The sequence below is a fragment of the Arthrobacter sp. HMSC06H05 genome (assembly GCF_001807395.1).
GTDB classification, from domain to species: Bacteria; Actinomycetota; Actinomycetes; order Actinomycetales; family Micrococcaceae; genus Pseudoglutamicibacter; species Pseudoglutamicibacter albus.
The window spans coordinates 90,803-101,625 of record NZ_KV788980.1 but is presented as its reverse complement, the minus strand read 5'-3'; the positions used below and the strand labels follow the sequence as shown (position 1 = coordinate 101,625).

Annotated in this window: 9 protein-coding genes and 1 pseudogene; 6 read left to right on the top strand and 4 right to left on the bottom strand. The window is 58.8% G+C overall.

The annotated features are described in order from the left end of the window. A pseudogene (locus tag HMPREF3160_RS09990) lies at positions 1 to 249 on the bottom strand (AEC family transporter); the annotation flags it as partial. Positions 250 to 449: 200 nt separating this feature from the next. Here HMPREF3160_RS09990 and HMPREF3160_RS04590 point away from each other — a divergent pair. Beyond that, positions 450 to 1,049, top strand: coding sequence for an NADPH-dependent FMN reductase (locus HMPREF3160_RS04590; protein WP_256173973.1), 600 nt, complete (start codon positions 450 to 452; stop codon positions 1,047 to 1,049). 95 nt (positions 1,050 to 1,144) lie between these two features. On the opposite strand, the gene HMPREF3160_RS04585 is transcribed toward HMPREF3160_RS04590, so the two are convergent. Beyond that, a complete protein-coding gene (locus HMPREF3160_RS04585; protein WP_070507295.1) occupies positions 1,145 to 3,010 on the bottom strand; it encodes a phosphoenolpyruvate carboxykinase (GTP) in 1,866 nt (621 codons plus the stop codon). 244 nt (positions 3,011 to 3,254) lie between these two features. Between HMPREF3160_RS04585 and nrdI the strand changes: the two genes are divergently transcribed. The 4 genes from nrdI (at position 3,255) to HMPREF3160_RS04565 (ending at position 8,520) form a co-directional block, all read left to right on the top strand. After that, positions 3,255 to 3,770, top strand: coding sequence for a class Ib ribonucleoside-diphosphate reductase assembly flavoprotein NrdI (gene nrdI / locus HMPREF3160_RS04580; protein WP_019174207.1), 516 nt, complete (start codon positions 3,255 to 3,257; stop codon positions 3,768 to 3,770). Continuing rightward, on the top strand, positions 3,767 to 5,941 hold the full coding sequence (nrdE, locus tag HMPREF3160_RS04575; RefSeq protein ID WP_016664110.1) for a class 1b ribonucleoside-diphosphate reductase subunit alpha: 2,175 nt from the start codon (positions 3,767 to 3,769) through the stop codon (positions 5,939 to 5,941). Before nrdI ends, nrdE begins: the two co-directional genes overlap by 4 nt. Before the next feature lie 114 nt (positions 5,942 to 6,055). Then, entirely contained in the window at positions 6,056 to 7,084 is a 1,029-nt protein-coding gene (gene nrdF / locus HMPREF3160_RS04570; RefSeq protein WP_082784698.1) for a class 1b ribonucleoside-diphosphate reductase subunit beta, read from the top strand. A gap of 215 nt (positions 7,085 to 7,299) precedes the next feature. After that, a complete protein-coding gene (locus tag HMPREF3160_RS04565) occupies positions 7,300 to 8,520 on the top strand; it encodes an ATP-binding protein (protein ID WP_070491710.1) in 1,221 nt (406 codons plus the stop codon). Between the two features lie 155 nt (positions 8,521 to 8,675). Here HMPREF3160_RS04565 and HMPREF3160_RS10075 read toward each other — a convergent pair whose 3' ends face one another. Together HMPREF3160_RS10075 and HMPREF3160_RS10305 are read right to left on the bottom strand one after the other, a co-directional pair. Next, entirely contained in the window at positions 8,676 to 9,548 is an 873-nt protein-coding gene (locus HMPREF3160_RS10075; RefSeq protein ID WP_256174025.1) for an IS3 family transposase, read from the bottom strand. Beyond that, entirely contained in the window at positions 9,545 to 10,099 is a 555-nt protein-coding gene (locus HMPREF3160_RS10305) for a terminase gpP N-terminus-related DNA-binding protein (protein WP_370977447.1), read from the bottom strand. The genes HMPREF3160_RS10075 and HMPREF3160_RS10305 overlap by 4 nt, the downstream gene beginning before the upstream one ends. 75 nt (positions 10,100 to 10,174) lie before the next feature. Here HMPREF3160_RS10305 and HMPREF3160_RS09835 point away from each other — a divergent pair. Then, positions 10,175 to 10,823: MFS transporter (locus tag HMPREF3160_RS09835; RefSeq protein ID WP_141739837.1), on the top strand; the 649-nt coding region annotated here is incomplete at its 3' end.

Genomic DNA, 10,823 nt, shown 5'->3' with positions numbered 1-10,823 from the left:
GAAGATCGCGATGGGGATGCCGAGGTTAGCGGCGTTCACCTGGGAGGCTGACAGCGCGCCGACGGTGAGTTCAGCGGATTTTCGTTTGAGGGCTAGGCGTGCGATGAGCAGGTAGAGGGCCATGACGGTGAACGCGCCGCTGGCGGCGATGAACACTTGCGGCCCGAAGATGACAGCGACGTCGGCTCGCGCGATCGTATGGAACAGTTGAAAGCCAGTGGCTTGGATCCCCGCAAGTTCCGGGAGCACCAGGCCGCGCTTGGTGCTCGGAGCTTCGGTTACTCATGAGGTTCGCAATGGCGGAATTGTTAACATAGGCTTGACCTCGTGAGCGAGTGCCGGTTCTGCTCGGCTTGGGGCAGCGACCGGCAGCTCGCGCCGCGCGAGTCTGTGGCGTATGAGGGCGCGGATCGCGGTGCATGATCCACAGTTGAAATAGAGAAAAGAGAATGAAACGTATGACGAAGCGCGTGAGTGTGATTGTTGGGAGCCTGCGTCGTGGCTCCTTTGCCCGTAAGATTGCGCACAACCTGATTCCGATGTTCCCTGAGGGGTACGAGGCGAAGATCGTGGAGATCCGCGACCTGCCGCTGTACGATTTCGACTACGACGACCCAGAGGTCACCGACAAGCCGGTGCCGGCGGAGTACACGGAGTTCCGCGAGACGATTAAGGCCTCTGACGGGGTGCTGTTTGTGACCCCGGAGAACAACCGCACCATCCCGGCGTGCCTGAAAAACGCGGTGGATATTGGGTCGAAACCCAACGCCGACGTTGCGTGGAAGGGACTCCCGGCGGGAATTGTGAGCCACTCTGTTGGACGCATGGGCGGGTACTCGTCGCAGAAGAACCTGCGCCTTGCGCTTTCCTACTTCGACATGCCAACGCTTGGCCAGCCCGAGGTGTTCCTGTCGCAGTCGCCTGAGCTTTTCGGTGACGGGGATAAGATCACCCGCGAGTCAACCGTTGAGTTCCTGCAGAAATACATTGACCGCTTCGCTGAGCTGATCGAAAAAACCCAGCCGCGATTAGTTTTCGCGGGCGCGTAACCCAAAGGCGAGGGGGAAACCGAACACGTTTCGGTTTCCCCCTCGTTTGTTGTGTGGCAGTTTTGTGTCGCCGCGGCCGCGCGGTGGCGCAGGCGCTAGCTGTCTGCGCCCCCTGCGTCAGTTGCCGCCTCGGCCCGCAACGCCTCGACAAGCGCCTCGTGTGCGTCCCAGATTTCGCGCGGCATATCGGGCAGCTCGCGCAGGTGCTCAGCGCGGTGATCGGTTTCCTGCAGCCAGCGTTCAACGTCAACCCGCAGCAGTTTGTCGAGATCCGCCGCGTCGATTTCGAGACCGGTAAAGTCGAGCTCTTCAACAAGCGGGAGCACGCCGATCGGGGTTTTGCGTCCCTTGACTTTGCCGTCGCGGTACTGTGTGAGCCAGTTCAGCGCGCGCAGGTTCTCGCGGAAGCCCGGCCACAGGTAACGACCGGTTTCGGGTTCGCGCTGGAACCAGTTGACGTGGGCAAACATCGGCATCTCTTTCAGCTGCCCGAGCACTTTAAGCCAGTGTTCGGCGTAGCGACCCTCGGAGTACGAGAAGAACGGACGCATCGACATCGGGTCGTAACGCAGCTGCCCGTCAAGCCCGTCCGCTGCGAAAGTCGCCTCGGCGCCGAGTGTCAGCCCGTCGTAGACGCCATCAACAAGGTTGTCGATTGCGCGGATCAGCGGTTCACGATCGCGGGTGCGGCCACCGAAGATAATCGCGTCAACGACCACGCCCTCGGGTTTGGAGACGTCTTCGGCGAGGTTCGGGATGCGCTCCAGCGGAATAGTGAAGCGGCTGTTCGGGTGCGCCCACGGTTCGTTTTGCTGCTCGGCGGTGCGGTCGGTGATTTTCGCGCCGGTCCAGTCGAGCCACCCTGCCGGGTCGGCCGGGGGTTCGGGGGTGAGACCCTCCCACCACACCTCGCCGGTGACTTCGTTGTAGGCGGTGTTGGTGAAGATCGTGCCCGATCCCTCAGCGATTGCCGCCATCGCGGTGGGGTTGGAACCCTCGTTGGTGTCTTTTGCGACACCGAAGGCACCGTTTTCGGGGTTGATGGCACGGAGTTTCCCTTCGTCGTCAACCCACATCCAGGCGATGTCGTCGCCGTAAAAATCAACGCGGTAGCGGTCGCCGAGTCCGTTTGGCGGCAGCGTCATCGCGAGGTTGGTTTTCCCTGACGCGCTCGGGAAGCCGCCGCACACGTGCGTGGTGACGCCGGTTTCACGGTCGTGGATCCCAAGCAGCAGGAACTGCTCCGCGAGGAACTTCCCTGAGGCGTAACCGTCGTAGGACGCCTGGCGCAGACCGTGGGCGATTTTACCAAGCAGCGCGTTGCCGCCGTACGCGGAGCCGAAGTGCAAAATGGTGCGCTCGTCTGCGACGGTCACAAACATCCGCTCGTCGGCGTCGGTGCCCTGCTGCAGCGCGGTCAGGTCACCGGTGACGTGCACACCGCGCACGAAGAAGTCCTGGTCGCTGACACCGTCGAAGTGCTCAATTCCGACGCGGGCCATGCGGATCATCTGCAGCACCACGTTGCGGTCGTCGGTGAGCTCAACTCCGAGCGCGAAGTTCGCAAGCGGGGTGCCGGGAGGGGCCATCAGGTACGGCACCACGTACATGGTTTTACCCGCCGAAGCGCCGCGCATGCGGCTCGTCAGCAGCGGTTTGACCTCGCTTGAGTGGCGCCAGTTGTTGTAGCGCCCGCGATCCGCCTCGTCAGCCGTGGCGACAAAGGTGCGCTCTTCGGTGCGGGCGGTGTCTTTCGGGTGTGACCGTGAGTAGTAGCGACCTTTGCCTGCGCGGAGCATTTCGCCGGCGGCGATGGCCTCTTCGAGCAGCCTGGCGTCATCCGCTGCTGAGACGAGCTCGATCTTTTCAGGATTGGTGATCTCTGCCCACTCGCTCACAAAAGCGCGAACGCTTTCCACGTGAATCTCTGGAGGAACTTGAAATTGCTTTGATGCGGTCATCAGGCGCCCTCATTCATTCTTTAGTTTCCGGGTCTCACTTGTGCTCTCTACCGTAGTACGTCGAGTCTGACAGCACCATAAGTATCCCCCTTGAGTCTTGGGTTCGGTATGACGTAGTCTGCACTTCGGCGTGTCGTAGATTTGTGAGAGTGTTCGTGCTAAACACTATATGTGGTGCCCGCAATGTGGGTCAGGACTAGATGTAGGGGTGGGATTGCTGAGGCGCAAATGCTGAGAGGAGAACATGCTGATGAGTGAACGCAGGGAAGGCCGAACACGAAGCGTCGCGGAGGTGCGAGTGCTCGAGGGGCAAGATTCACCTGACCTGGTGTTTTTCTCGAGCGTTTCGGAGAACACCCTCCGCTTCGTCGAGAAGCTCGAGCGCCCGGCGGTGCGGATCCCACTCCGACCGCGCACAGAGGGAATGATCCGAGTGACCAGGCCCTACGTGCTCGTGGTTCCGACCTACGGCGGCGGAGCGCAGGCCGGGGCGGTGCCGCGGCAGGTGATTACGTTCCTGAACGATCCTGCAAACCGCGCGCTGATCCGCGGCGTGATTACCGCGGGGAACACCAACTTCGGTGAGCACTACTGCATCGCAGGACCGATCATCTCAGCCAAGTGCAAAGTTCCTGAGCTGTACCGCTTTGAACTTCTTGGCACCAACCGCGACGTTGCTCGAGTCAAGGCTGGTTTAGACGAATTTTGGGCACGACAGAACACATTAGAAGCAGAAGCAAATGAGGAGGACGTCGCATGACGATCGCCACACCATCAGAAACAACCACCCCCAACACTGCACGGGTTGGCGGGGTCGGCGAGCGGAAGGACTACCACGCGCTCAACGCCCAGCTGAACCTGTTTGCGGCGGACGGGTCGATCCAGTTTGACAAGGATCACGAAGCGGCGGAGGCCTACCTGAACCAGCAGGTCATCCCGAACACGAAGCAGTTCGCTTCGGTGTGGGAACGCCTGGAGTGGCTGATCGAAAACGAGTACTACGAAGCCGAATACCTGCGCGCCTACGACAAGGACTTCGTCGAGCGCCTCCACGAACAGGCCGACGCTTTCGGGCACAAGTTCCAGACCTTCCTCGGTGCGTTTAAGTTCTTCACCTCCTACGCGCTGAAAACCTTCGACGGCAGCCTCTTCCTCGAAAACTTCGAGCAGCGAGTTGTTGCCACGGCGCTGTTCCTCGGTCAGGGTGACGAGGAACTGGCTTCGAAGACGGTCACCGAGATCCTCTCGGGCCGTTTCCAGCCGGCAACTCCGACGTTCTTGAACGCGGGTAAGAAACAGCGCGGCGAGCTCGTGTCGTGCTTCCTGCTGCGCGTTGAAGACAATCTCGAATCGATTGGCCGCAGCGTTAACTCTGCGCTGCAGCTGTCCAAGCGCGGCGGCGGTGTGGCGCTGCTGCTGTCAAACCTCCGCGAGGCGGGTGCCCCGATTAAGCAGGTCGAGAACCAGGCTTCCGGTGTTGTTCCCGTGATGAAGATCCTCGAAGACAGCTTCAGCTACGCGAACCAGCTCGGCGCTCGCCAGGGCGCAGGCGCTGCGTACCTGCACGCGCACCACCCCGACATTATGCGGTTCCTCGACACGAAGCGTGAAAACGCTGACGAGAAGATCCGCATTAAGACCCTGTCGGTTGGGGTTGTGATTCCGGATGTGACCTTCGAACTGGCTAAGCAGAACAAAGATATGCACCTGTTTAGCCCCTACGATGTGCTTCGCGAAACCGGTATTCCGCTTTCGGATCAGTCAATCACCGAGCGCTACGACGAGTTCGTCGCGAACCCGCGGATCCGCAAGACCACGATCAGCGCGCGCGAGTTCTTCAAGACCCTCGCTGAGCTGCAGTTCGAGTCGGGCTACCCGTACGTGCTGTTCGAAGACACTGTGAACCGTGCGAACCCGCTCGAGGGGCACATCAACATGTCGAACCTGTGCTCGGAGATTCTGCAGGTGAACACCGCCTCTGAGTACGACGCCGCAATCGGGTACGAGACGATCGGTCACGACATTTCGTGCAACCTCGGCTCGCTGAACATTGCGCAGGCAATGGCCAGCCCGGACTTCGGCGCAACCGTTGAGATTGCGGTGCGGGCGCTGACGAGTGTGTCGGATCAGACCGACATTCAGGCGGTGCCGTCAATTGCCGAGGGTAACCGTGCGTCACACGCCATCGGCCTCGGCCAGATGAACCTGCATGGCTACCTCGCTTCGCAGCGCATCCACTACGGCAGCGAAGAGGGAATTGACTTCACCGACGCGTACTTCCGCACGGTGACCTACCACGCGCTGCGCGCTTCGAACCAGCTGGCGATTGACCGCGGTGCGACCTTCGCGGGCTTCGAGAAGAGCGACTACGCTGACGGCAGCTACTTCGACCGTTACACGGCCGAGGAGTGGGTGCCAGAAACCGCGCGGGTGCGTGAGCTCTTCGCCGAGGCTGGAGTTGCGCTGCCGACGGTTGCGGACTGGGAACAGCTGCGCGAGTCGATCCGCGAACACGGTATCTACAACGCGTACCTGCAGGCGGTGCCACCGACCGGGTCGATTAGCTACGTGAACAACTCGACGGCTTCGATCCACCCGATCGCCTCGAAGATTGAGATTCGTAAAGAGGGCAAGCTCGGCCGCGTGTACTACCCGGCTCCGCACATGACAAACGACAACCTCGAGTTCTTCGAAGACGCTTACGAAATCGGCGCCGAGAAGATCATCGACACCTACGCTGCTGCGACCAAGCACGTGGATCAGGGTCTGTCGCTCACGCTGTTCTTTAAAGACGAGGCGACCACTCGCGACATCAACCGCGCGCAGATCTACGCGTGGCGCAAGGGCATCAAGACGCTGTACTACATCCGCCTGCGCCAGCCCGCGCTCGAGGGAACCGAGATCGAAGGCTGCGTTTCCTGCGCGCTGTAGTCGCGTTCGCGCCCGCGTGTGCGCCCGTGCTGCGCGCGCGGGCGCACCGCGCGCCGTCCGCGCACTCCGCGCACTGACCACCAGACACCATTAGTGAAAGAGCTTTATTGAACTATGACTGATCCGTTGAACACCGACCGCCCGCTGCAAGAGATCTCGGTCACCCCGCCGTCGTACCGCCACGACCCGACAGCCCGGCTGCGCCCCATTAACTGGAACCGCGTCACCGACGACAAAGACCTCGAGGTGTGGAACCGTCTGACCGCGAACTTCTGGCTGCCAGAGAAGGTGCCGCTGTCAAACGACATCCCCGCGTGGCAGAAAATGACCCAGGAAGAGCGCACCCTCACGATGCGCGTCTTCACCGGTCTGACCATGCTCGACACCGTGCAGGCAACTGTCGGTGAGATCGTGCAGATCCAAGACTCCCGCACCGAACACGAAGAGGCCGTCTACACCAACATTGCGTTCATGCAGTCGGTGCACGCCCGCTCGTACTCCTCGGTGTTCTCAACGCTGACGAGTACCCCGGAAATCGACGACGCCTACCGCTGGGCAGTTGCCAACGATCTGCTGCAGGAACGCTGCAAGAAGGTGCTGCACCACTACTACGGCGATGATCCGCTCAAGCGTAAAGTGTCTTCGACGCTGCTGTCGTCGCTGCTGCTGTACGCAGGGTTCTACCTGCCGCTGCACTTCTCGGTGCACGCGACGCTGACGAACACCGCAGACATGATCCGCCTGATTCTGCGTGACAAGGCAGTGCATGGTTACTACTCGGGTTACAAGTACCAGCGCGGACTCGAGACGCAGAGCAAAGAGCGTCAGGAAGAGATGCGCAAGTTCACCTTCGACCTGCTGGAAGAGCTCTACGAGCTTGAGCTGCAGTACTCGGGTGAGCTGTACGAGCCGCTCGGCCTGATGGACGACGTTGCCGTGTTCGTGCGTTACAACGCGAACAAGGCGCTGATGAACCTCGGTTACCCGTCGCGGTTTACCGCTGAAGAGACCGAAGTGAACCCTGAGATTCTCGCGGCGCTGTCACCTGGCAGCAACGAAAACCACGACTTCTTCAGTGGATCAGGATCGAGCTACATCATCGGTAAGGGCGAAGACACCACCGACGACGACTGGGACTTCTAGGCTCAAGGGCTTAACGGCTCGAGGGCTCAGCGGCTCGATTCGGGCCGCACCGTCCGAATAGCGCACCGCGGGTTGGACGCTGGCACACGCCGGCAACCTTCCCGCGGTGCGCTGTTTTGTGCCCGAGCCAGCGCGATTCTTGTCGACTAAGATCGACAAAACCTCCGCAAAGTAGCAGCTTGTCGACTATACTCGACAAAACAGGGAGGTTTGTGGTGGACAGAATCATTGAACGCCCGAGATACTTTTCGCGGATCCAGCCCTTTATCGACAAACCCCTCGTGAAGGTGCTCACCGGTGTGCGTCGCTGCGGCAAATCTACGATTCTGCAGCAGCTGCAAGAAGTGATTCGCGCGGGCAGCGCTGATCCACAAGTGTTTGCGATGAATTTTGAGTCCGCTGACGGGCTTCACATCACAGACGCAGCGGCGCTGCTACGGCGCATCGAAGCCGAAAACCTCAACAAAAACACCCGCGCGTATTTCTTCTTTGACGAAATTCAGCAGGTCGCCGACTGGGAGAAAGCCATCAACGCGATCCGCGTCGACTATGACGCAGATATCTATGTCACCGGGTCGAATTCGCGCATGCTTTCCGGTGATCTCGCCACACATCTTGCCGGTCGCTACGTTGAGTTCTTGATCCAACCGTTTTCGTTTGCGGAATTTGTCGAGCTGCACCGCCAAAGCGACCGCACACTGAGCGAACACTTCCAGCACTTTGTGCAGTTCGGCGGTTTCCCGGCGTTGAAATACTTCAACCTCGACCGGGAACCCTCGCTCGACTACCTTGACTCGGTGTACAACTCGGTTGTGCTCAAAGACGTGATTGAGTATCACCAGATCCGCGACGTCGACATTTTTCACCGCATCGTCGGTTACTGCTTCGCAAATATTGGAAAAACCTTCTCGGCGCAGTCACTGGTGCGTTTTTTCAAAAGCGAGGGGCGCACCGTTTCGGTTGATACCGTGTTGAACTACCTTGAGTTTTGCGTGAACGCTTTCTTGATTTATCGGGTTCCGCGCTTTGACATTGCGGGGAAGGCGAGGCTTCGGGCAACTGAGAAGTACTATGCGGTGGATCACGGTTTTCGTGAAACGCTCGGCCTTTCGAACCAGGCCGACATTGAGCTGACCCTCGAAAACATCGTGTGCGTGGAGCTGCTTGCGCGCGGGTACGAGGTAAGTGTCGGAAGAGCCGGCGCGCGCGAGATTGACTTCATCGCCCGCAAAGGTTCCGACACCGAGTACTTCCAGGTGAGTTACCTGCTCGGCAGCCAAAACACCGTCGACCGCGAGTTCGGTGCCCTTCGCGGGGTTACCGACAACTTCCCGAAAACCGTGCTGAGCATGGACCAGTTCGACATGAGCCGCGACGGGATCCAACACAAAAACATTATCGAGTGGCTTGTCGAGCCCTCACCGTTGCACAGCTAGGTGTCATCGCCTAGCCTGAATACCAACATGACCGGTACCGCTACCCATTTTGGTGGGAGCCCAGGGCCGGTCTTTGTTTTTCTCGATCTAGCCGTCATGCTCCTGTTGGGGTTATAGGTCAGATGGGGCCGCGGACTGTTTTTCGGAGTGTTTTCCTAGGCTACTGCTTGTAGCCTGTGGTTCGCTATGGATTGCCCGCCGAGGCTTGTCTTGATTCGCCGGTTGTTGTACCAGGAGATGTATTTATCGATTGCTCGGGCAAGTTTCTCGGTTGTTTCCCATACGTAGCCGTGGTACATCTCGACTTTCATTCGTCCGAAGAATCCTTCGCAAGCAGCATTGTCAGGAGAACAGCCTTTGCGTGACATAGAACGGGTGATATTGAGCTGGTTGGTTAAGCCCAGCCAGGAACGCCCACGATAGTGGGCACCTCGATCTGAGTGGAGAACAAGCCGTGATCGGGCAGTGATGCCTTGAGAACGGATAGCATCCTTGAGGCTGTCTTCGGCTAGTTCCATGGTGGGGTGGCGGCTGGTTCGGTATCCCACCACCATGCCGTCATAACAATCTATAATTGCTGAAAGATAGAGACGACCATTATTAGCGGCAAAGACACTGATATCGGTCAGCCAAAGCCTGTTGGGCTGATCCGCCTGAAAGCAGCGCCGCACAAGATTGGGAGGAGCTGGCGATATTTCTCCCTCATAGCTTGAATACCGGAGCTTCTTCTTAGCGAAGCGGACACGTATTCCTTCTTCGCTCATCAAACGACGCACGATTTTCTCGCTAACGACAATTCCACGATGCCTGAGTTCGAACCATATGCGGCGATACCCATACGTGTAAAAACTTGTCTTGGCTATCTCTTTGATCAGCTGCCGCAGGGTCGCGTGCTTGTCCGGACGGGACATCGCTTCCATTTGATAGTAAAAACTAGAAGAACTTAAACCGGTACTCCGCAGTAGCTCAGGAAGGGGAAAGTACTCTCGCAAAGCGTCAACGACCCGGGCCTTATTTCTGTTACTCAGCGCTCCGGGAGTGACGCTCTCGTCTTTTTTACTAGCTCGAGTTCTTTCTCTAACACCGCCTTATCGACAAGAAGGCTAGCTGCAAGCGCTTTCAACTCCCGAGGATCGTCCGGCAACGAGTTTTCTAACGATCGACGTGTCGGCAATTGTCGTTCGCGACGACGTTCTGCTGGACTCATCAATCCCCACCTCCCAGACTCGCGGTAAGATCTCACCCACGGATAAACCGACATTTTCGACGTCAGATCTAACTCACGAGCAATATCCTCTGGCCGCCAACCAGCTTCAAACAGCTCGACAGCACCAATCTTAGTTTCTAACGAATACCGCTTAACAGGCCGCCTTCTCCTAGGCTTACGGCCCTTAGGCTGAGGATTCCTCAACCATGAATACAACGTCCACCGACCGGGATACCCCAGCACACGAACCGTCTTCGTCACCGACTGGGTGCGACGATAAACCGCCAAAGCTCTCGCACGCTGCTCGGGCGTATAAACAACTTTCACAAACAGAATCCTTCCAAGATTCCGTCCGCACCCCCTTTTGTCCATTAACCCTCAATCCACGCCGGGGTCCTGTTTTGTGTGTCCCCATCGGTTCTGCGCCGTTGAGGAGGCCGCCTATTCATGTCCCGCATGTTCGCCTCGCTGCAGATCAAGAATTACCGGTGGTGGTTTTTCGGCGGCTTGGTTTCGAACATCGGGACGTGGATGCAGCGCATCGCGCAGGATTGGCTGGTCCTGACCCAGCTGACTGATAATTCGGGGACCGCTGTGGGCGTCGTGATGGGTCTGCAGTTTCTGCCGATCCTCTTTTTGTCTGCCTATGCGGGCGTGATGGCTGACCGTTATCCGCGTTTGCGCATCGTGCAGATCGCGCAGGCGTTCATGTGTGTGCTCGCGGTGGTCCTGGGTGTTATGGTGCTCACGGAGACGGTTGAGCTGTGGCATGTGTATGTTTTCGCGACGCTGCTGGGTGTGGGTGCGGCGTTCGATGCGCCGGCCCGTCAGGCTCTGGTGAATGACTTGGTGCCGTCTAAGTTGGTTCCGAACGCGGTTTCGTTGAATTCGACGAGTTTTAATTCGGCGCGGCTGATTGGCCCGGGTGTTTCGGGGCTGTTGATTGCTGCGGTTGGTACGGGTTGGGTTTTCTTGCTCAACGCGGCGAGTTTCGCGGGCGTTTTGCTTTCGCTGTTTGTGATTTCTCGGAACATGCCGGCGAATAGTCAGCCGCGGGTTCCGCGTCAGCGTGGCCAGGTTGTTGAGGGCATCAAGT

Bases quoted from the DNA above. Each gene is read 5' to 3' on its own strand.
- nrdE (WP_016664110.1), top strand. From the start codon at position 3,767: ATGACGATCGCCACACCATCAGAAACAACCACCCCCAACACTGCACGG.
- HMPREF3160_RS10305 (WP_370977447.1), bottom strand. From the start codon at position 10,099: ATGGACAAAAGGGGGTGCGGACGGAATCTTGGAAGGATTCTGTTTGTG.
- HMPREF3160_RS04585 (WP_070507295.1), bottom strand. From the start codon at position 3,010: ATGACCGCATCAAAGCAATTTCAAGTTCCTCCAGAGATTCACGTGGAA.
- HMPREF3160_RS04590 (WP_256173973.1), top strand. From the start codon at position 450: ATGAAACGTATGACGAAGCGCGTGAGTGTGATTGTTGGGAGCCTGCGT.
- nrdF (WP_082784698.1), top strand. From the start codon at position 6,056: ATGACTGATCCGTTGAACACCGACCGCCCGCTGCAAGAGATCTCGGTC.
- nrdI (WP_019174207.1), top strand. From the start codon at position 3,255: ATGCTGATGAGTGAACGCAGGGAAGGCCGAACACGAAGCGTCGCGGAG.